We start from the raw sequence: 21,112 nt of genomic DNA, 5'->3' as shown, positions 1-21,112 counted from the left end.
AGCAAATGAACCGATCATTAGGTATCAAGATAACCATGATCTCGTTCATTTGCTTTATTTTTTTCAGATGCAATACGATGAAAAGTACCGAAGAAAAGAAACCAGACGTAACGGCAGAAGTCACGTTTCTGTCCGCAACGGGTCGAGATCCCTTGAACAAATTAATCACAAGTGAAAACGTCAAGGTGTATTTGCCCGATGAACGCAGTGTCGACCAGGTAGGGTCTTTCTTTAAAGCACGGGACTTTTCGTTCCGGTATGATCGAGGTATCTCCGCTACGATTTCGGGGGAGCGGGAAACCTTCCAAAAACTCTTTGGGGTAGAACTAGAATTCAATAAGGGTTCCTATAAGGTCAAAGGTCAGGACAACGGGCTGAACCTGCCCCTTGAAAAATTGCCCGATGAAATCAAGGAGCGCTTAAGTAATATTTCACTTCCCGAACGGATGGAATTATTCTGATCAATGAATACGTCAGCTGACATAACACCCTATTTCCTTTTCGATCGGTTGTTCGAAAATGCTTTGTTCGACAGTTTTGCCCAAGAGGCTTTGCAACTGTACAGGAAGTCAAAAAAGCATATTGTTGCCGATGGAGAAATAACGGAACGTGGCGGTACGCCCAAAAGAAAATTCAGGGCGGTCGGTGGCGGACCGGTACAGAACGCCATTTATGCCTCGCAAAAACTTCTTTCACATCTTTGCGACCGTACCGAAATGCACATCGTGCCTAGCGGTGAGCGGGGCACATACACTTTTTATGCCGAAGAAAACGACTACCTCGATATCCATAGGGATGTAGATTACTGCGACCTCACCCTGATCACCTGTTTGCATTCGACCCTTCCGAAAAACCATGCCCATGGGCTTTTAAACCTGTATTGTGAAAGATCCAACGAAAGCCTTGCTTCTATATATAAGGATAGGTTCTGGGGATACCAGTCCGTATTCCTAAGACCGGGTCAATCCATATTGCTACAGGGCGGCATCGTACCCCATGGCGTAAATCCGATGCAAGCGAACCACCATAGGATTATATCTGCCCTCTGCTTCAAAAGAATTTCTTAGATCGGTTACATATGCCGAATCTCGTTTTCCCAATTCATTTTCGTACCTTCGCACTCTTAAAAAGTTCTAAAATGGCTGTTAAAGCGAACATTACCTTCGACGTATTGATTGAAATCCCAAAGGGAAGCAGAAATAAATACGAATACGATTTTACCCTAAATAAAATCCGTTTTGATCGGATGTTATTCTCCTCGATGATGTATCCCGGGGACTACGGTTTTATTCCCGAAACCCTGGCCTTGGACTCAGATCCCCTCGATGTGCTGGTATTAGGGGCCGAACCTACCTATCCGATGGTGGTGATGGAGGTCAGGCCGATAGGGGTCTTTCACATGACCGATGAAAAAGGCCCAGATGAAAAAATAATATGTGTACCCGTCTCCGATCCAATTTGGAACAGCAACAGCGATATAAGCGACCTGAATCCGCACCGTCTCAAGGAAATCGAACATTTTTTCAAGGTCTATAAAGACCTCGAAAAGAAAAAGGTCGATACCGGCGGCTGGAGTGATGTCAACAAAGCTGTCGAAATCTATCACCAATGTGTAAAAAGATATCAAGAAAGCGATCACAGACACCGGCGTACCTTTATGATTTAGGGACCGCGGACATCAATTATATTGCCCTGTAACAAATGCCATCCTTATTAATCGGGATGGCTTTTTTTATTCTGTCCAATTTCATTACTTTAGCCGCCGTTAAAAAATACCTAACTGAATCATGGAAATACTAGTCAATTATCTCTGGGTCTTCGGAATCGTGGCCCTTTTGTTCGTTTTTATCAAAAATGCATGGGTCTCGAAGCAAGAGGTCGGCGATGCTAAAATGGCGCGAATCGCGAAGAACATTGCCGATGGGGCGATGTCGTTCCTAAAAGCGGAATATAAGATCCTTTCGATTTTTGTGCTGGCCGTTGCCGTACTTCTATATTTTAAGGGTACGGGAGAAACGGGCTCCCACGGCACTGTTGCCGTATCGTTTATCGTCGGTGCCATTTGCTCGGCCTTGGCCGGATTTATCGGAATGCGGGTCGCTACCAAGGCCAATGTTAGAACCACCCAGGCCGCCCGAACCTCTTTGGGCCGGGCTCTCGAAGTTGCCTTTGCCGGCGGTTCCGTCATGGGCCTTGGTGTGGTGGGACTTGGGGTTTTGGGGCTCAGCGGACTCTTTATGGTCTATCAGAATATCTGGCCCGGGGCCGAGAATTTGCAGTTGGTACTCAATGTGCTTTCCGGATTTTCCCTAGGGGCATCTTCCATCGCCCTTTTCGCCCGTGTGGGCGGCGGTATCTATACCAAGGCGGCCGATGTGGGCGCTGATTTGGTGGGAAAGGTCGAAGCGGGCATTCCCGAAGACCACCCGCTGAACCCTGCGACAATTGCCGATAACGTCGGCGACAACGTAGGAGATGTCGCCGGGATGGGTGCCGACCTCTTTGAATCGTATGTAGGCTCTATTATTGGAACCATGGTTTTGGGCGCCTTTATCATCACTCCCGATTTCGGGGGATTGGGTGCCGTCTATTTGCCTTTGGTGCTGGCCGCGGTGGGGATCATCATGTCCATCATCGGAACCTTCTTTGTAAGGGTCAAGGAAGGAGGCAACCCGCAAGCCGCCCTGAATACGGGGGAGTTCCTATCTGCGGGACTGATGGTGGTAGCTTCCTATTTCATCATTAACGCTATGATACCCGAATCCGTCGAGGGACTTCCGAGCGGGGCCATGGGTATCTTTTGGGCCACCATTGCCGGTCTGGTAGCCGGTCTGGGCGTTGGTAAGATCACTGAATATTATACAGGTACCGGTACCAAGCCGGTTATGGGAATCGTAAGGCAATCGGAAACCGGTGCCGCCACTAATATTATTTCTGGACTTGGCGTAGGGATGATGTCCACCGCCGTACCGATCATCCTGATTGCGGCCGCTATTTTGATCTCGCATTATTTTGCAGGATTGTATGGTATTGCCATAGCCGCCGTAGGGATGCTGGCGAATACCGGCATTCAGTTGGCCGTCGATGCCTACGGTCCGGTTTCCGATAATGCCGGGGGTATTGCCGAAATGGCCGAATTGCCCAGTGAGGTCCGTGAACGTACCGATACCTTGGATGCCGTGGGGAATACCACTGCCGCTATCGGAAAGGGATTTGCCATCGCTTCCGCGGCCTTGACCGCCTTGGCCTTGTTCTCTGCCTTTATGAAAGTCGCCAACGTGACCTCTATCGATGTATCCCGGCCCGATATTATGGCGGGACTGCTGGTAGGGGGCATGCTGCCTTTCGTGTTCTCGGCCCTGTCGATGAACGCCGTAGGTCGGGCCGCCCTGGCCATGATCGAAGAAGTGCGTCGTCAGTTTCGTGATATTCCCGAATTAAAGGCCGCCTTGGGTGTGATGCGGAAATACGATTCCGATATGACAAAGGCCACGCCGGCGGACCGTGCGATTTTTGACGCCGCCGATGGGGTTGCCGAATACGATAAATGTGTGGCCATCTCTACGCAGGCATCCCTCAAGGAAATGGTACTGCCTGGTTTGCTTGCCATTGCCGTGCCCGTTGCGGTCGGCTATATAGGCGGCGCCGAAATGTTGGGCGGTCTTCTGGCGGGCGTGACCACCGCTGGAGTCTTGATGGCCATTTTTCAGTCCAATGCCGGGGGTGCGTGGGACAATGCAAAAAAAATGATCGAAGCAGACGGCCGCAAAGGTACCGATGCCCATAAAGCGGCAGTTGTAGGCGATACGGTCGGAGACCCTTTTAAGGATACTTCCGGTCCTTCGTTGAACATTCTGTTGAAATTGATGTCCGTCGTAGCACTGGTCATCGCCCCGAGTATCGCCATGGGTGAAACGGGACTGGCAGTGACTGATGACGCAAAGGAAATACAAGTGGAAATGGCTACTGATGTGGACGATTACACCGAAGCGACCATCGCCTACACCTCAGTGGTCAACGGGGAAAGAATCACGAAGGAAAAGACTTTTACGGGTTCCCAGGCCGAAGTTCAAAGCCAGTTGCAAGCTTTTGAGAACAACACAATGGATTCAAAAGCTTCCGAGGCGGAGATAACCATCGAGAGTATCGATATCCGAAAGTGAGCATAATTGTTCTTGATTGAACATTTAAGAAGAGGAGGTCTTTCCGGGTGAAAGGCCTCCTTTTTTTTATGGTACAGGACTTCGTTCTGCAAGATATAGTTCTACCGCTATCCTGACAAAAAGCTGGTATGACTCAATTTGACAAAAAGACAAAATTAGAATGCAAAATGTAAAATTTGCAGGTTAGAGAGAAAGTCTAAACGAGTTCAAAGTAAATTCATCTTTCTTCCTTGCTCTTTCCGTCATTTATCCACCAACCTTTTCCCTATATTTGACCTGATGGCCTGGTTCGGAAAAAAAGACAAACTTCAGATTATCACGTTTCAAAGTTATGGCACCAATACGCATTTTTATGCCAGGGGCAGGGCTTTGGAGGATGAGGAAATCGACCTTTCGAAAAAGGGATTTTTCAATCTGTTGTGGAATTCCTTTAAGCGATTCGAGACCGATGAAATCCGGAATACCGGGATAAGCATACGGTTTCGGGATGGCACCTCCCTTTCCGGAACTACCGATAATCGAGGCTATTACCGTATAGATACTACGGTGCAGAATTTAAGGAAGCAGGCCAACGAAGAAAGTTGGGTGGGTTATGAAATTTCATATACAGATACAGCTTTAAAAAGGGAAATACTGCATCAGAACCGTTTCCCGGGAGAGATTTTGATTCCCTCGGCCCAGGCGGACTTCGGCGTCATCAGCGATATCGACGATACCATACTCCATACGGGAGTGGTCTCGTCGTTAAAGTGGAAAGTGGTATTCAATACCTTGTTCAAAAAGCCGGGACAGCGCCTACCCCTAAAAGGTGCCGCTGAGTTCTACGGACAACTGCATCGCGGAAAATCCGGCGCGGCCGCCAATCCCATTTTTTACGTCAGCCACAGCCCTTGGAACCTGTATCGCTATTTGGAACTCTTCCTGGCCAAGAACAATTTTCCGAAAGGACCCATTTTATTGCGGAACTTCCCGCGGTGGGGCGGCTTCGGAAAGGAGGAGGAAAAGCCGCAAAAGCAGAAGGAGATTTTCAACATCCTAAAAACCTATCCCGATCTCAAATTTATTCTGATAGGCGATAGCGGCGAGCACGATGCCGATATCTACAAGGAAATTGCGGAACGATATCCCGTAAACATTTTGGCCATCTATCTGAGAAGTGTGGCCCATAAACGAAAAATGGAGCGGGTTCGGGGGCTGTTCGATGAATATAAGCTTACTCCTGTGCTGTTTGTGGAAAGCAGTGCGCAGGCCGTGGAGCATGCCAGGGAAAACGGTTTTATTTGAGTTGCTAAGGCCCCAAAGGTTTTCTATCGGGGGATTCTTTCTTTTTTTATATTTTTCTGAAAAGAAGCACTTTCGAACCAACGGGAAAAACCTTTAGGGTCTTAATCCCCCCCGCCCCGTTCAGAAAAGTCCATGAATCTCCGCATCGATCTTATTGATCACCGTCCCTAAATCCTCCGGGTCGTCTACGAAATTGACATTATCGACGTTGATGACCAATAAATTTCCCTTTTCGTACCCATGAACCCAAGCCTCGTAGCGTTCGTTGAGACGGCTGAGGTAATCGATGGATATACTGTTTTCATATTCCCTACCGCGTTTATGGATCTGGTCCACCAGATTGGGAATCGAACTGCGCAGATAGATTAAAAGATCTGGCGGCTGTACCAAGCTTTCCATCAATTCGAAAAGGCTTTCGTAGTTCGTAAAATCCCGATTGGTCATCAGCCCCATGGCGTGCAGGTTGGGGGCGAAGATATAGGCATCCTCATAAATAGTGCGGTCCTGTATCGTGTCCTTGCCGCTCTTCCTGATCTTTAGAATCTGTCGAAACCGCTGGTTGAGAAAGTAAATTTGCAGGTTGAAGCTCCAGCGCTCCATTTGGTTGTAGAAATCGTCGAGGTAGGGGTTGTCCACAACATCCTCGAAATTGGCCTCCCATTGGTAATGTTTGGCCAACAATCGGGTCAAGGTAGTTTTACCGGCACCAATATTTCCTGCAACCGCAATATGCATAAGGGATCGGATTAAAGGTTCGTTATTAAAGGAGCTTACAATATACGAAGTATCTCGGGGAAGAGGAAAATTATAACGGAAAAGCAACGCGGTAAAAATTTTTATTTCTTTCCCGTTTGTGTACTTTTGTCGATAGAAACTGAGGAAGGATTTGACTGATTGCAACCTCTAGAAAAAATGCTAAAGCAGTTGATCGGAACAAGCTTCCCGTCATCTTCTTTGGTTCCGACATTCAAATCCGCTTCCTCTTTGTAAAATAGCATACTATGTCGTACCTATTTACCTCCGAATCCGTGAGTGAGGGTCATCCCGATAAAATCGCCGACCAGATCAGTGATGCGTTGTTGGACCATTTTTTGGCCTTCGACCCAGAAAGTAAGGTGGCCTGCGAGACCTTGGTTACTACAGGGCAGGTCGTGCTTGCCGGCGAAGTCAAGAGCGACACCTATCTGGATGTGCAGAACATTGCACGCGAAACCATCAACAACATCGGATACACCAAGGGGGAGTACCAGTTCAGCGGCGATTCGTGCGGGGTCATATCACTGATCCACGAACAGTCCCAAGATATCAGCCAAGGCGTAGATCGTGGCGACAAGGAAAAGCAGGGCGCCGGTGATCAGGGTATGATGTTCGGTTATGCCACCAAGGAAACGGAGAATTACATGCCGTTGGCCCTTGACATATCCCATAGATTATTGCAGGTTTTGGCCGATCTGCGTCGCGAAAATGATGAAATCAACTACTTACGGCCCGATGCCAAGGCGCAGGTAACCTTGGAATATTCCGATGAAAATGTGCCACAACGGATAGACACTATTGTGGTCTCTACCCAGCACGACGAATTCGACACGGATGATGGTAAGATGTTGGCCAAGATAAAGGAAGATATCGTGGGGATATTGATTCCCCGGGTGAAGGCGCAGCTGCCCAAAAACATTCAGGGCCTGTTCGATGATCGGATTACCTATCATATCAACCCGACCGGAAAATTTGTCATTGGGGGCCCCCATGGCGATGCGGGACTCACGGGCCGAAAAGTTGTCGTCGATACCTACGGGGGCAAAGGCGCCCACGGAGGTGGGGCCTTCAGCGGAAAGGATCCGAGTAAGGTCGACCGCAGTGCCGCCTATGCCGCCAGGCACGCCGCCAAAAATCTGGTCGCCGCAGGAGTGGCCGAAGAGCTGCTCGTACAGGTCAGTTACGCTATCGGGGTGGTGGAGCCTACCTCAGTTTCCGTGGAGACTTACGGCACCTCGAAAGTCGAACTAAGCGACGGGGAAATCGCCAAAAAGGTCGCGGAATTGTTCGATATGCGTCCCTTTGCCATCGAAGAACGCCTCAAACTACGAAATCCGATCTACCTAGAAACCGCGGCCTACGGCCACATGGGGAAAGAACCTAAAACGGTCAAAAAGATTTACGAATCTCCCTACAGCGGCCGTGTCGAAAAAGAGGTGGAATTGTTCACTTGGGAAAAGTTGGATAGGGTAGCGGAGGTTAAAAAATCATTTAAGTTATGATTTAATCCAACAATTTTATTGGATTTTGATATGGAAAGCGATTTTAATGGCTTTGCATTAGGAAAATCCCATCGTCCGTTGTTATCTACTCCTGCCAACTGAAGACCCGGATTTTTGTATCTTTCTTTTTTCCTTTGCCGTCGTTAAAATTATCCACCGTAGCTTAGGCTATGCTTTGCCAACGCTTCGGCTCGCCCACAGCTTTCGCTGTGTCGTGCCTAGGCAAAGAAAAAAATAAAATTCCCAAAACTTTCGGTTTTTCAAGTAGCATGAGTATATTTGTTTTTAGAGTTTTCGAACGTTCAAACACGTATTGATCAGTTATCAAGAAAGGTGGAGGGATTGGACCCTATGAAACCTTAGCAACCCTCTTGCCTACCGATTGCTTTCGGAAGGGTATAGAGAAGGTGCTACGTTCTACTTAGTGATGTTTGAAGATTTTCGGATTCGGCAACTAGGCAGATAACACAAACGAATTACCTTCCGTAATTTACTTTCTTCATAACTTATTGATATTATCGAGTCAGCTTGGGACAAACCCTCGGGAGCCCGCTTTAGACCCGATTGAAATGGCAGTCCGCTAACCACCCGGTGGATATTGGAAACGGCTATTGCCTTTGAGCGGTCTAAAACAAACACTATCAATAAGTACGCTAACAATAAAAACCAAAAATCATGAGCGATTCTAAATTTGCTACCAACGCCCTACATGCCGGACATGACGTAAAGGCCCATGGGGGAACCCGTGCCGTGCCGCTGTACCAAAACACCTCGTACGTGTTTGAGGATTCGGACCATGCAGCCAACCTTTTCAATCTTTCGCAACCGGGCTTTATCTATACCCGGTTGAACAACCCGACCAACGATGTGCTCGAACAGCGTATGGCAGCCCTTGAAGGGGGTATAGCTTCGGTGGCTACGGCTTCGGGCATGGCCGCGCTATCGACAACCTTCTTGACCCTGTTAAAGTCCGGCGACCATATCGTTACCAGTAACAGCCTGTACGGGGGTACCTACAACCTGTTCGGGGTAACCCTGCCGAGACTGGGTATTACAACCACTTTTGTCGACCCTTCCGATCCGGCGAATTTTGAAAAAGCGCTGCAGGACAATACCCGGGCGGTCTTTGTGGAATCCCTCGGCAATCCGAAATTGGATGTGTTGGACCTCAAGGCGATTTCAGAGGTGGCTAAAAAGGCCAAGGTGCCGTTTATCGTGGATAACACCGTCGCAACGCCCGCCCTGATCAATCCCATCGAACACGGGGCGAACATCGTCATTCACGCTTTGACAAAGTACATCAACGGTAACGGAACCGCCCTGGGTGGAGCCATCGTCGATGCCGGTACCTTCGATTATAGCAACGGCAATTTTCCCGAATTCACGGAGCCCTCCCCGGGCTATCACGGGTTAGTCTATCACGAGGCCTTGGGTCCGGCAGCATTCATCGCAAAGGCCCGGATCGAAGGATTACGGGATTTAGGGGCTGCCCCGAGCCCTTTCAATATCTGGCAAATTATTCAAGGTCTGGAAACGCTCGAGGTGCGGATGAAACATATCAGCGAAAACGCCCTGGCCTTGGCCGAATGGCTACAAGGTCGCGACGTGGTGACCTGGGTGAACTATCCAGGGTTGAAGTCCAGTAGATACTATGATCTGGGGCAAAAGTATTTGCCTAAGGGACAGAGTGGCCTCATTACCTTTGGGGTCAAGGGCGGCTTTGAATCCGCGAAAAAAATAGCGGACCATACGAAGCTCTTTTCGCTGCTGGCCAATATTGGGGATACCAAGTCATTGATAATCCATCCCGCAAGCACCACCCATCAGCAATTGGACGACGAAGCCCAGGAATCTACCGGGGTGACCAAAGATTTGATCCGTCTCTCGGTCGGGCTTGAAGATATCGACGACCTAAAAGCCGACCTTGAAAATGCGTTTGCAACAATTGACGCGTAGCGCCATCTTCCAGGGCATCGCCCATTGAAAAGAGGAGTTGAACTTAAGATGTAAAATTAGATGCTCCATCATTTAAAACTTAAGAACTATACCACCCTGAGCGGTGTCAACCAAGATATCGAACTTTCGTACGAGCTGTTCGGGCGCGAGCTGCATTCCGCGCCCATCGTACTCGTGAACCATGCCCTCACCGGAAACTCCAATGTTACCGGCGACGGCGGTTGGTGGTCCGCACTGATCGGGGAGGGCAAACGTATCGATACCAATAGATATACGATACTTTCGTTCAATGTGCCGGGCAACGGCCACAATGGGTTCGTTATCGAAAATTATAAGGATTTTGTGGCCGGTGATATCGCCCGCATCTTTTTATGGGGCTTACAGCAGCTAAAGATAGACAGGCTATTTGCCATTATCGGCGGGTCCCTAGGTGGGGGCATCGCTTGGGAAATGGCCGCTATCAATCCTAAAATCACGAAACACTTGGTCCCCGTGGCATCCGATTGGAAATCTACCGACTGGTTGATTGCCAATTGCCAGATACAGGAGCAGTTCTTGATCAATTCAAAGCAGCCGGTCCATGACGCACGCATGCACGCCATGTTATGCTACCGAACACCCGAGTCGTTTAAAGACCGCTTCAAACGGAGTACCAACGAAGAGCTGCAGGTCTTTAACGTCGAGAGCTGGTTGATGCACCACGGCGATAAACTGCAGGATCGCTTTCAGTTGTCGGCCTACAAGTTGATGAACCAATTGCTGAAGACCATCGACGTAACCCGTGACGGACAGGAGAATTTCAGAAACTTACAACGAAGCGACACCAACATTCATATCATCGGGGTCGATTCCGATCTTTTTTTTACGGCCCAGGAGAATAAGGACACCTATAAGCGGCTTGCCCAGGCGAACAGTAACGTGACCTACGGGGAAGTCAACTCCCTGCACGGCCATGATGCCTTTTTGATCGAATTCGAGCAGATGGAACAGTTGCTAAAACCCATTTTCGATAGCAACGGAAAGGTAGGCCGGGTCAAGATCCTGAAGTTCGGCGGAAGGTCGCTGTCCAACGGCGAAGGTATTGAACGGGTTTTGGAAATTTTAACGACCAGGGGAAAGGCCGGGGAGCCTATTGCGGTGGTCCTGTCCGCCAGAGGGAAAGCGACCGACCAACTGGAAGCGATGTTGGATACGGCCGCAAAACGAGAGCAGTATAAGCTTGAGCTGGAAGCTTTTGCGGAGTATCAGAAATTCAACTTTAAAAATATCGATTTATCCTCCGAGTTCGAAGCGCTGACCAAACTCTTGGAGGGAGTGGCCCTTCTGGGCGACTACAGTGCCAAGATTAAAGATCAGGCACTTTCTTTCGGGGAGCTGATTTCCGCTAAAGTGGTTGCCCATGCGTTGCGGGACAGGGGACTCAATGCGCAAGTTATGGATGCCCGGGAGTTGGTAAAGACCGACTCCAATTTCGGGGATGCCTCGGTGATGGAGATAGCCTCCAAAGAAAGCATACTCAAAAGATTCGAGCAGCTTGAGCCCGATGCGATACCCATAATCACTGGGTTTATTGCTTCGGACGAAAATGGCGACACGACCACTTTGGGCAGAAACGGCAGCAATTATTCCGCGGCTTTGTTCGCTAACTTTCTCAATGCCGAAGAGCTACAGAACTTTACCCACGTCGATGGCATCTTTACCGCCAATCCCGATCTTGTGGCCGATGCAAGACGTATCGACAACCTATCCTATGGGGAAGCCAACGAGCTGGCCAATTTCGGGGCGACGATCTTACACGCGAAGACCATCATTCCGCTTATCGAGAAGAATATCCCGCTGCGTATTTTAAACACCTTCAACAATGATAACGAAGGCACTTTGATCAGTGCGAAGACTGAAAAAGAAGGCATTAAATCGCTCTCCGTTATCGAAAACGTATCCTTGATCAATCTTGAGGGGCGGGGACTACTGGGAAAAGTAGGTATCGATGCACGGATTTTTAAAACGCTCGAACGGAACAACATAAGTGTCAGTATCATCTCACAAGGGTCTTCGGAGCGGGGAATCGGCCTGGTGGTGGATTCCGATAAGGCCTTAAGGGCCAAAAAAGCTTTGGACGCCGAATTCGAGGGCGATTATGTCAATAGGGACATCAACACGATTACCGTACTTGAGGAAGTATCGGTCATTTCGGTAGTCGGGCAGGACCTTAGTACCTTCCATCTTCCGTATAATGCCCTGATCAAGAATCAGATCGTGCCGCTGTTGTTCAACAATACGGTCTCCGGAAAGAACGTCAGTTTGGTGGTGAAAAAAGCGGACCTCCACAAAGCGATGAACGTGATGCACGGCCAAATCTTTGGGATAAGCAACAAGTTGAACCTGGCCTTGTTCGGACACGGCAACGTAGGCGGCACGCTGATCGACCAAATTTTAAAATCCGCTAAGTCCATCGAAGAACGTAAGGGCATCGATGTCAAAATTTTCGCCATCGCCAATTCCCGCAAGGTACTTTTGGATAAAAATGGGATATCCAACGACTGGAAGAACTCCCTCGACGAAAAAGGGATACCTTACGCGCTCGAGGACGTCATTTTGTACGCCAAGGAAAACCACCTCGAAAATCTGATTGCGGTTGATAATACCGCCAGCGAGGATTTTGTGGCACATTATGTGGACTTCGTCAGAAACGGGTTCGACTTGGTATCTTCCAATAAAATCGCGAATACCCTTGATTTCGATTACTACCGATCTCTACGTGATGAACTGGACAAAAACCAAAAACAATACCTATACGAAACGAACGTAGGTGCCGGCTTGCCATTAATAGATACCATCAAGTTACTACACCTTTCTGGCGAGAACATCACCCAGATCAAAGGGGTTTTTTCAGGTTCGTTAAGCTATATTTTCAATACCTTTTCGGAATCCGACCAAGTCTTTTCGGATATTCTAAAGGATGCGATGAACAGCGGCTATACCGAACCCGACCCTAGGGAAGATCTGTCCGGCAACGACGTAGGCCGCAAGCTGTTGATTCTGGCGCGGGAACTGGGGTTGCGCAATGAATTCTCCGATATCGATATCCAGAACCTGATTCCCGAGAAATTAAGAAAAGGGAAGGTCGAAGACTTTTTAGATCAGCTCGATATTTTGGACGAAAAATTCGATACCCTTAAAAAAGAGCAGCAGCCCGATCACGTATTACGCTACGTAGGCGACCTGCACGGCGACCTACAAAAGGAAAAGGGAATTTTGGACGTAGAGCTGATTTCCGTGCCCAAACAGAGTGCTCTTGGCCAGGTAAAAGGTTCCGATTCCATTATCGAAATCTATACGGAATCCTACGGGGAGCATCCGCTGGTCATCCAAGGTGCCGGGGCCGGGGCGGCGGTAACGGCAAGAGGGGTTTTTGGTGATATTTTGCGGATTGCGGAGAAAGGGTGAGGAGGAGAAAAGAGACGGGGTTCGGATGACGGATGTCTGGTGACGGATAATGGTTGACGGGCGGCGGGTGACTGGTGAACGATGACGATTGATGGTTGGTCTGTGACTGATAGAAATGTAAACCTTAGATAATTAGACAGCATATTTTGGGCAACGAGAAAAATAAATTTGAGACCAACGCGATCCGTACCCAACTGAACCGTACGGAAAACCTGGAACATTCCGTCCCGCTCTACCTGACATCGAGCTTTGTATTCGAGGATGCAGAGGATATGCGGGCCTCTTTTGCGGAAGAAAAGCAAAGGAACGTGTATTCGCGTTATTCCAATCCCAATTCCTCAGAATTCATTGAAAAAGTCTGCCAAATGGAGGGAGCAGAGGCGGGCTACGCTTTTGCATCGGGCATGTCGGCGGTGTTTTCCACCTTTGCGGCACTGTTGGATAGCGGGGACCATATCGTTTCGGCCCGTAGCGTTTTCGGATCTACCCATTCGCTATTCACGAACTTTTTGCCAAAATGGAATATCGAACATTCCTATTTCAAGGTAGACGAGGTTGAAAAGATATCGCAGCTCATCCGACCGAACACCAAAATTCTCTATGCCGAAACACCTACCAACCCCGGAGTCGATGTACTGGATATGGAAGCTTTGGCCGACATCGCCAAAAAACATAATTTGACATTTATTGTTGACAATTGCTTTGCGTCCCCCTACTTACAACAACCGATAAAATCCGGAGCAGATCTGGTCATCCATTCCGGTACCAAATTGATGGACGGCCAGGGTAGGGTGCTGGCCGGTATTACGGTAGGCAGCAGTGAACTGATAGATAAGATATATCGGTTCTCAAGAATTACCGGCCCGTCGCTTTCCCCTTTTAACGCTTGGGTACTTTCCAAAAGCCTGGAAACCTTGTCGGTTCGTGTGGACAGACATTGCGAAAACGCATTAAAATTGGCGGAATATCTTGAAGGACACGCTAAGGTAAATTGGGTAAAGTACCCTTTCCTAAAATCCCATCCCCAATACGAAATCGCCAAAAAACAAATGAAAGCCGGTGGCTGTGTTGTCGCTTTCGAGGTCAAAGGCGGACTGGCAGCCGGACAAAAGTTCTTCGATTCCATTCAGATGTTGTCCCTTTCTGCCAACCTAGGCGATACCCGTAGTATCGTCACCCACCCCGCATCGACCACCCACAGCAAGCTAACGACCGAAGAACGATCGGAAACCGGAATCACCGACGGTATGGTCCGCGTTTCGGTCGGGCTCGAACATGTGGATGACATTATCCGAGATATCGAACAGGCATTGGGGTAGTCTCTTTTTCCCTATCTTCGCGTAATGCTCTCCAAAAAGACGAAATACGGCCTTAAAGCTTTGACTTATTTGGCTACCCAAAAGGATAAAAATCCAGTTCAAATTGCCGAAATCGCAGAGAATGAGAATATCTCACAAAAATTTCTGGAAAGTATTCTGCTGACTCTCCGGAAAACCGGATTTCTGGGATCAAAGAAAGGAAAGGGTGGAGGATACTATCTTATAAAGGACCCAGAGGAGATATTGATGACCGACGTCATGCGCATCCTTGAAGGTCCGATTGCCATGGTGCCGTGCGTAAGCCTGAATTTTTACGAAAAGTGCGATGACTGTCCCGATGAAGCTTCCTGTTCCGTCAACAAATTGATGCTCAAAGTGAGGGACGCCAATCTGGAAGTTTATCGGAACAATACCTTGGCGGATTTGATTATTTAAAAGCTTTATTCAACCCGTCACTCATCTTCCCGCGTCAAGGTTGCGCCCGAAGTCAAAGTCCCCCGTCTCAATTGAACATTCCTTAATTAATCCCCCATTATTTTATCAATCTACTAAATCTATAGGTTAATTGTAATTTTTGGGAATAAAGCTTTGCCCATACCAATAATTTACTCCTATTTTTGTTTACTCTATTAAGTTGATGGGGTAATTAGATTTAATCGACCAATGATTTTAGACCATTTGATTTTAAATAAAGAGGCTTCCCAAAAGAAATATTCCGCAGCACGGAAATCCGAACGGCCTTTGCGCAGTATTGCCAAGGCGACGAGCTGGAGGGTAATTGGCACGATGGACACCTTGTTGATATCGTACATCCTTACGGGAGAGGTGGCCATAGCGGCGTCGATTGCTTCGATTGACTTTGCCACGAAAATGGTTTTATATTTTTTTCATGAGCGTATTTGGAATAAAATAAGTTGGGGGAAACAAGCAGGATAAACTAATAGTTTCGACATGGGATTTTCACAAGAATCGATCAAACGATTGAACGCACAGTTCAAGGGCATTCCGCCAGAGGAGATTATATCATGGGCGGTGGAATACGCCGATAGGCCAGTGGTGACCACTAATTTCCGGCCCTATGAGGTAACCATACTAAATGCTGTTTCCGAAGTGCGGGAGGATATACCCGTAATTTGGTGCGATACGGGGTACAATACACCCAACACCTATAAACATGCCGAAGACTTGATCCAGCGCTTGAACCTGAACATCGATTTGTACGTGCCTAAACAGACGACGGCGCATCGGGACAGCGTGATGGGGATTCCCCAGATCGACGATCCCAGGCATGCCGAATTTACCGAACAGGTAAAGCTGGAGCCTTTTCGAAGGGCGATGGCGGCACACAGGCCGGATGTTTGGTTCACCAATCTGAGAAAGGGCCAGACCGCACTGCGCGATTCCCTCGATATTTTGAGCCTTGGCAAAAATGGCGTGTTAAAGGTGAGTCCCTTTTATCATTGGAGCGATACCCAGCTGGACGCCTATTTGAAACAACATAATTTGCCTAACGAGCACCATTATTTCGATCCGACCAAAGTGTTGGAGAACCGGGAATGCGGACTCCATTCTTGACTCTAACGAAAGGAACAAGGAAAAAAGAACAAGGAAAAAAGAACAAGGACGAAAGGGGCAAGGACGGAAGGAGCAAGGACGAAAGGAGCAAGGACGGAAGGAGACAGGACTGAGCGAACGAAGTCTAAAAGACAGTGAATGACAAAGATTATGAATAGGCTAACAAACCGAGGTAAAAGTCTTTATTCCTTATCCCTTTTGTCTTTCCTCAAACTGTTGGTTTTCAAAATTTAAAAATAAATAACCCTCAAATAATAACCGCATCCCTATGAAACAGGATACATCTCACATCAACGCCTTGGAAAACGAGGCCATTTACATCTTCCGCGAGGTGGCGGCGCAATTCGAAAGGCCGGTGCTATTGTTTTCCGGCGGAAAAGATTCCATAACCTTGGTGCGGTTGGCGCAGAAGGCTTTTTGGCCGGCAAAGATTCCCTTTCCCTTGATGCATATCGATACAGGTCATAATTTTCCCGAGACTATTGAGTTTCGCGATAGGCTGGTAGAGGAATTGGGATTGGAACTTATCGTGAGGAACGTTCAGGATTCCATCGATCAGGGTAAGGTCAAGGAAGAATCCGGACGGTATTCGAGCAGGAATTCCCTGCAGACCACCACCTTGCTCGATGCCATCGAAGAATTCAAATTTGACGCCTGTATCGGCGGGGCCAGACGTGACGAGGAAAAGGCGCGCGCCAAGGAGCGGATATTTTCCGTCCGTGACGATTTTGGCCAGTGGGACGAGCGCAACCAGCGTCCCGAACTCTTCGATATGCTGAACGGACAGATTGAATTGGGGCAGAACGTTCGGGTTTTCCCAATTTCAAACTGGACTGAGCTTGACGTATGGTCCTACATCCAAAACGAGGAAATCGAAATTCCCTCCATCTATTTTGCCCATAAGCGAAAGGTTTTTATGCGGGACGGCCTGATATGGTCGCATTCGGATTATGTATTTCAAGAGGAAGATGAGGAAGTCTTGGAGCGAATGGTGCGCTTCCGTACCGTGGGCGATATGAGCTGTACCGCCGCCGTGTTTTCGGAAGCCTCGGATATCGAATCCGTTGTCGCCGAAATTAGGGACTCCACCATTTCCGAACGCGGTGCCCGAATCGACGACAAACGCTCTGAAGCCGCCATGGAAAAAAGGAAGCAGCAGGGGTATTTTTGAGTTGGAAAATACTAAATACTCAATACTAAGTACTCAATACTAATAACCAAATGGAAGTATTAAAAATAGCAACCGCAGGTAGTGTGGACGACGGCAAGAGTACCTTGATCGGAAGGCTGCTCTACGATACCAAATCCCTTACCGACGACAAATTGGAGGCCATTGAACAAAGAAGCAGGAAAAACGGATACGATTATCTGGATTTCTCCCTGGCTACGGACGGACTGGTAGCCGAGCGCGAACAGGGCATTACCATAGACGTAGCACATATCTATTTTTCCACCAAGAAAAAGAGCTATATCATCGCCGATACGCCCGGTCATGTGGAATATACCCGAAACATGGTCACCGGAGCCTCGACTTCACAGGCCGCCATTATTCTGATCGATGCCCGAAAAGGTGTCATAGAGCAGACCAACCGTCATTTCTTTATCAATAACCTGCTCCGCGTAAAAGAAGTTATCGTGGCCATCAATAAAATGGACCTGATCGATTTTTCGGAGGAAAAATATACGCAGATCAAAGCAGATTTCGAGAAACTGATGGCCAAACGGGATTATGAGGACCAAAAGATCACTTTTATTCCCGTTAGTGCATTAAAGGGCGACAACGTGGTCCACCGTTCCACCAATATGTCTTGGTACAAGGGAACAACCTTGCTTGAACATTTAGAGGCATTGGACCTTGCAGCGGTATCCAATGTAGGTACGCCGAGGTTTCCGGTGCAGTATGTGATCCGCCCGAAAACGGACGAACATCATGATTTCAGGGGGTTTGCCGGAAAAGTGTACGGTGGCGAGCTGAGCGTAGGGGATGAGGTCGTAGCCCTTCCCTCGCAAACCCGATCGAGAATCAAGGCTATCTATTTCCACGATAAACAGTACGAAACCGCTTCCCGGCGCTCATCGGTAACGATTACCTTAGAAGACGAGATCAACCTGAGCCGAGGCGATATGTTGGTCAAGACCGGTAATCTGCCCAGCATCGACAAACAATTTACCGCGACGGTATCGTGGATGGATTCCCAAAACCTTGTACCTGGAAAAAAATATGTGGTACAGCACGGGGTAAACAAAGTATTGGCCAAGGTCAGTACAATCAATCATAAGATACATCCCGATTATTCGGGTATCGATAAAAAAACCGATAGCCTCGGTATGAACGATATCGCGGAGGTCACCTTTAAACTGAACAAACCGATTTTTTATGACCCTTTCAAGAAACACCGAACCAACGGCTCGTTCATTTTGATCGATACCCAGTCGAACGGCACGGTGGGGGCCGGGTTTATATCGGAGGATTAGTTCTTAGTACTGAGTATTAAGTATTGAGTACGTTGATGGGGTGCTGTATACGGAGTACGGGATTATAGATTCTTTGTTTCCTTTCCTTTTAGGTGTATGAGGCGGGCCGCCTGATGATGAAAAGTTTTTCGGCTAGGTTTATTGGATATTGTTTGGTGGCTTTCGGGTACTAAGTTCCAGAGGTAGGATGTGGCTTTTTAGTTGCTAAGCGTTTGATTAATGGATGATACATAAACAATTGGGAGTAGCATCCAAATTATCCTATTAACTCTATAGATTAAATAACAAATACTATTTACGAGATGATGCGAATTAGTCAAATTTTTTAAACCGGATGTGTTGTGCTGCTCTGTTCGAAAACCATGTACAGGGTCATACTGCTACCAGCGCATCCCTATAATCCATATCGATACATGAACAATTATGACATCCGAAAATAGCAGTAAATATACAGTGGTACAGTGATAAGGAGGGAGTTAATGTTCAAAGAGTACCGAGTACTAGCTACTCAATACTAACTACTAAATACTTAAAGAATGCAAAGCTTTAGAACAGAACTTGAAAACCCCGTAGTCGAAAAGGATATCTTGGATCTCGGAAATAAAATCCACCTTTTTAAAGAGGGGAAGATCACCGACGATAGCTTTAGGAGCGTCCGATTGGCTCGTGGCATCTACGGCCAGCGCCAACCAGGGGTGCAGATGATCCGCATTAAACGGCCGTACGGGAAAGTGAGTTCGGCCCAATTGCGCCGGATCTGCGACGTTTCCGATGAGTACTCTACGGGCAGGCTGCATATTACCACCCGACAGGATATCCAGATCCATTATGTGGATGTCGAGCGCACCCCAGAACTATGGTCCGAGCTGGAAAAGGATGAGGTAACCATACGGGAAGCCTGCGGCAACACCGTTCGTAACGTTACCGCTAGCGAAACTGCGGGCATTGATGTTGACGAGCCCTTTGATGTATCGCCCTACGCCCAAGGGCTGTTCGAGTACTTTCTTCGTAATGCCCCCAATCAGGAAATGGGCCGAAAGTTTAAGGTATCCTTTTCCGCAAGTGATGCCGATACGGGACTGTCCTACTTGCACGATCTCGGTTTTATCGCTAAGGAGCGCAACGGGATACGCGGATTCAAAGTGCTGCTAGGTGGTGGATTGGGCGCCCAGCCCCGGCACGCCGATCTGTTGTTCGAATTTTTACCTTCCGATAAGATCATCCCCCTGATGGAAGGGGTCGTTCGCGTTTTCGACCGCTACGGCGAACGTAACAACAGGAACAAGGCCCGTATGAAATTCTTACTTAAGGATATCGGTCTTGACGGATTTAAGGAATTGTTGGAGGAGGAGCAAAATGCTGTCCCCCACCAATCCTATCCCATAAATGCGGAAGCTTATCCCAAAATACAAGTGGCGGACACCGATATCCCAAAAACGGAAATCAAGGACAGGGAAGTCTTTGAAAAATGGAAGTCCACCAATCTCGTACCCCAAAAACAGGAGGGTTATGTGGCCATCGGTATTAAGGTGCTGCTAGGGGATTTTTACACGCCGGAGGCACGCCAGCTGGCCGATCTGGTTGAGCATTATGCCGCCGGGGAACTACGGTTTACGCTACGACAGGATATTCTGATTCCCTATGTGAAAAATGAACTGCTTCCCTTTTTCTATACCGAACTGGAAAAATTGGGCTTTGTCGAAATCGGATACAATACGGCCGTGGACATCACCGCCTGCCCCGGTACCGATACCTGCAACCTTGGTATCGCGAGCAGCACGGGCATTGCGGAGGAATTGGAGCGAGTGATCAAGGCGGAGTATCCGCATTATATCGACAATCCCGATGTGACCATCAAGATCAGTGGCTGTATGAACGCCTGTGGCCAGCACAACATGGCCAATATCGGTTTTCAGGGAATGAGCATTCGAACCAAGGATAAACTGGTCGCACCCGCACTACAGGTATTGCTCGGGGGCGGCAATTTCGGAAACGGCAACGGCCGTTATGCCGATAAAGTCATCAAGGTGCCGAGCAAACGCGGACCGCAGGCCTTGCGGGCCATCCTCGACGATTTTGATGCGAACGGGAGCGGACAATCGTTCGTGGCGTATTACGAGGATAGGGGACAGCGGTACTTTTACGATTTTCTAAAGCCGTTGGCGGCGACCGACAACTTGGAAGCTTCCGATTTTATTGATTGGGGGAACACGGAGAAATATAAAAAGGCCATAGGCGTGGGCGAATGCGCCGGGGTTATTATCGATTTGGTGGCCACCCTGCTTTTCGACAGCGAGGAGAAAATCCAGAACGCCGAATTGGCTCTGGAGGACAAAAAGTGGGCTGCAGCGATTTATCATGCCTATTCCTCCATGGTCAATACCGCCAAGGCCCTGTTGACGATGGAGAAAACGAAAACCAACACCCATATCAGTATCATAAAGGATTTTGACGAAAAGTTCGTCTCCTCAGGGAGGATTTCCGTTGCCGGCGGATTTGAAAACCTGGCCCTGCAGATCAAGAAAAAGGAACCCACCGAAGCCTTTGCACAGAGTTATTTGAGGGATGCCAAGGGGTTCTTAAAATCCATTGAAGCATTCAGGAACCAAGAATTGGCCGAGGCCTAAACAACGAA

Annotated in this window: 17 protein-coding genes and 1 riboswitch; of the genes, 15 read left to right on the top strand and 2 right to left on the bottom strand. The window is 48.3% G+C overall.

From position 1 onward, the window contains the following. The first annotated feature begins 5 nt into the window (after positions 1 to 5). The 5 genes from RQM65_RS05595 to RQM65_RS05575 all read left to right on the top strand — a co-directional run bounded on the left by RQM65_RS05595 (position 6) and on the right by RQM65_RS05575 (position 5,447). A complete protein-coding gene (locus tag RQM65_RS05595; protein ID WP_314013282.1) occupies positions 6 to 461 on the top strand; it encodes a hypothetical protein in 456 nt (151 codons plus the stop codon). A 3-nt stretch (positions 462 to 464) separates the two neighbouring features. Continuing rightward, positions 465 to 1,067 (top strand): hypothetical protein, encoded by a 603-nt coding sequence (locus RQM65_RS05590; protein WP_314013280.1) that lies wholly within the window; start codon positions 465 to 467, stop codon positions 1,065 to 1,067. A gap of 71 nt (positions 1,068 to 1,138) precedes the next feature. Beyond that, positions 1,139 to 1,666 (top strand): inorganic diphosphatase, encoded by a 528-nt coding sequence (locus tag RQM65_RS05585; protein ID WP_314013279.1) that lies wholly within the window; start codon positions 1,139 to 1,141, stop codon positions 1,664 to 1,666. 121 nt (positions 1,667 to 1,787) lie between these two features. Then, positions 1,788 to 4,163 (top strand): sodium-translocating pyrophosphatase, encoded by a 2,376-nt coding sequence (locus RQM65_RS05580; protein ID WP_314013277.1) that lies wholly within the window; start codon positions 1,788 to 1,790, stop codon positions 4,161 to 4,163. Positions 4,164 to 4,442: 279 nt separating this feature from the next. Next, positions 4,443 to 5,447: an App1 family protein phosphatidate phosphatase gene (locus RQM65_RS05575; protein ID WP_314013275.1), complete on the top strand. Its 1,005-nt coding sequence runs from the start codon at positions 4,443 to 4,445 to the stop codon at positions 5,445 to 5,447. A 120-nt stretch (positions 5,448 to 5,567) separates the two neighbouring features. Here RQM65_RS05575 and RQM65_RS05570 read toward each other — a convergent pair whose 3' ends face one another. After that, positions 5,568 to 6,182 (bottom strand): deoxynucleoside kinase, encoded by a 615-nt coding sequence (locus tag RQM65_RS05570; protein WP_314013274.1) that lies wholly within the window; start codon positions 6,180 to 6,182, stop codon positions 5,568 to 5,570. Positions 6,183 to 6,448: 266 nt separating this feature from the next. Between RQM65_RS05570 and metK the strand changes: the two genes are divergently transcribed. The 5 genes from metK (at position 6,449) to RQM65_RS05545 (ending at position 14,862) form a co-directional block, all read left to right on the top strand. Next, positions 6,449 to 7,705, top strand: a complete 1,257-nt coding sequence (gene metK, locus RQM65_RS05565) for a methionine adenosyltransferase (RefSeq protein WP_314013273.1) — start codon at positions 6,449 to 6,451, stop codon at positions 7,703 to 7,705. 318 nt (positions 7,706 to 8,023) lie between these two features. Further along, positions 8,024 to 8,174: riboswitch (SAM riboswitch) on the top strand. Between the two features lie 206 nt (positions 8,175 to 8,380). Beyond that, the gene (locus tag RQM65_RS05560) at positions 8,381 to 9,661 is read left to right on the top strand and encodes an O-acetylhomoserine aminocarboxypropyltransferase/cysteine synthase family protein (RefSeq protein ID WP_314013271.1); all 1,281 of its coding nucleotides are present in this window, start codon (positions 8,381 to 8,383) and stop codon (positions 9,659 to 9,661) included. Positions 9,662 to 9,721: 60 nt separating this feature from the next. After that, a complete protein-coding gene (gene thrA / locus RQM65_RS05555) occupies positions 9,722 to 13,108 on the top strand; it encodes a bifunctional aspartate kinase/homoserine dehydrogenase I (RefSeq protein ID WP_314013270.1) in 3,387 nt (1,128 codons plus the stop codon). 146 nt (positions 13,109 to 13,254) lie between these two features. Next, positions 13,255 to 14,427 (top strand): trans-sulfuration enzyme family protein, encoded by a 1,173-nt coding sequence (locus RQM65_RS05550; RefSeq protein ID WP_314013269.1) that lies wholly within the window; start codon positions 13,255 to 13,257, stop codon positions 14,425 to 14,427. 24 nt (positions 14,428 to 14,451) lie between these two features. Continuing rightward, positions 14,452 to 14,862, top strand: coding sequence for an RrF2 family transcriptional regulator (locus tag RQM65_RS05545; RefSeq protein ID WP_314013267.1), 411 nt, complete (start codon positions 14,452 to 14,454; stop codon positions 14,860 to 14,862). 194 nt (positions 14,863 to 15,056) lie between these two features. Here the strand turns inward: RQM65_RS05545 and RQM65_RS05540 are convergent, their stop codons facing one another. Continuing rightward, positions 15,057 to 15,293, bottom strand: a complete 237-nt coding sequence (locus RQM65_RS05540) for a hypothetical protein (protein ID WP_314016856.1) — start codon at positions 15,291 to 15,293, stop codon at positions 15,057 to 15,059. On the opposite strand from RQM65_RS05540, the gene RQM65_RS05535 reads away from it, so the two are divergent. From RQM65_RS05535 to RQM65_RS05515, 5 genes are all read left to right on the top strand, one after another. Then, entirely contained in the window at positions 15,229 to 15,363 is a 135-nt protein-coding gene (locus RQM65_RS05535; RefSeq protein WP_314016792.1) for a DUF2061 domain-containing protein, read from the top strand. The genes RQM65_RS05540 and RQM65_RS05535 overlap by 65 nt on opposite strands. Before the next feature lie 15 nt (positions 15,364 to 15,378). Further along, a complete protein-coding gene (locus RQM65_RS05530) occupies positions 15,379 to 16,002 on the top strand; it encodes a phosphoadenosine phosphosulfate reductase domain-containing protein (protein WP_314013265.1) in 624 nt (207 codons plus the stop codon). A 268-nt stretch (positions 16,003 to 16,270) separates the two neighbouring features. After that, positions 16,271 to 17,173, top strand: coding sequence for a sulfate adenylyltransferase subunit CysD (gene cysD / locus RQM65_RS05525; RefSeq protein ID WP_314013264.1), 903 nt, complete (start codon positions 16,271 to 16,273; stop codon positions 17,171 to 17,173). 50 nt (positions 17,174 to 17,223) lie between these two features. Beyond that, positions 17,224 to 18,477 (top strand): sulfate adenylyltransferase subunit 1, encoded by a 1,254-nt coding sequence (locus tag RQM65_RS05520; protein WP_314013262.1) that lies wholly within the window; start codon positions 17,224 to 17,226, stop codon positions 18,475 to 18,477. A 536-nt stretch (positions 18,478 to 19,013) separates the two neighbouring features. Continuing rightward, positions 19,014 to 21,104, top strand: a complete 2,091-nt coding sequence (locus RQM65_RS05515; RefSeq protein ID WP_314013260.1) for a HEPN domain-containing protein — start codon at positions 19,014 to 19,016, stop codon at positions 21,102 to 21,104. Positions 21,105 to 21,112 lie beyond the last annotated feature (8 nt).

The organism is Pricia mediterranea (genome assembly GCF_032248455.1).
GTDB classification, from domain to species: domain Bacteria; phylum Bacteroidota; class Bacteroidia; order Flavobacteriales; family Flavobacteriaceae; genus Pricia; species Pricia mediterranea.
The sequence above is the reverse complement of the archived record's forward strand: the minus strand, read 5'-3'. Positions and strand labels throughout refer to the sequence as shown.

Bases quoted from the DNA above. Each gene is read 5' to 3' on its own strand.
- cysD (WP_314013264.1), top strand. From the start codon at position 16,271: ATGAAACAGGATACATCTCACATCAACGCCTTGGAAAACGAGGCCATT.
- thrA (WP_314013270.1), top strand. From the start codon at position 9,722: ATGCTCCATCATTTAAAACTTAAGAACTATACCACCCTGAGCGGTGTC.
- RQM65_RS05585 (WP_314013279.1), top strand. From the start codon at position 1,139: ATGGCTGTTAAAGCGAACATTACCTTCGACGTATTGATTGAAATCCCA.
- RQM65_RS05545 (WP_314013267.1), top strand. From the start codon at position 14,452: ATGCTCTCCAAAAAGACGAAATACGGCCTTAAAGCTTTGACTTATTTG.
- RQM65_RS05590 (WP_314013280.1), top strand. From the start codon at position 465: ATGAATACGTCAGCTGACATAACACCCTATTTCCTTTTCGATCGGTTG.
- RQM65_RS05575 (WP_314013275.1), top strand. From the start codon at position 4,443: ATGGCCTGGTTCGGAAAAAAAGACAAACTTCAGATTATCACGTTTCAA.
- metK (WP_314013273.1), top strand. From the start codon at position 6,449: ATGTCGTACCTATTTACCTCCGAATCCGTGAGTGAGGGTCATCCCGAT.
- RQM65_RS05520 (WP_314013262.1), top strand. From the start codon at position 17,224: ATGGAAGTATTAAAAATAGCAACCGCAGGTAGTGTGGACGACGGCAAG.
- RQM65_RS05570 (WP_314013274.1), bottom strand. From the start codon at position 6,182: ATGCATATTGCGGTTGCAGGAAATATTGGTGCCGGTAAAACTACCTTG.
- RQM65_RS05560 (WP_314013271.1), top strand. From the start codon at position 8,381: ATGAGCGATTCTAAATTTGCTACCAACGCCCTACATGCCGGACATGAC.
- RQM65_RS05595 (WP_314013282.1), top strand. From the start codon at position 6: ATGAACCGATCATTAGGTATCAAGATAACCATGATCTCGTTCATTTGC.
- RQM65_RS05515 (WP_314013260.1), top strand. From the start codon at position 19,014: ATGCAAAGCTTTAGAACAGAACTTGAAAACCCCGTAGTCGAAAAGGAT.
- RQM65_RS05530 (WP_314013265.1), top strand. From the start codon at position 15,379: ATGGGATTTTCACAAGAATCGATCAAACGATTGAACGCACAGTTCAAG.
- RQM65_RS05580 (WP_314013277.1), top strand. From the start codon at position 1,788: ATGGAAATACTAGTCAATTATCTCTGGGTCTTCGGAATCGTGGCCCTT.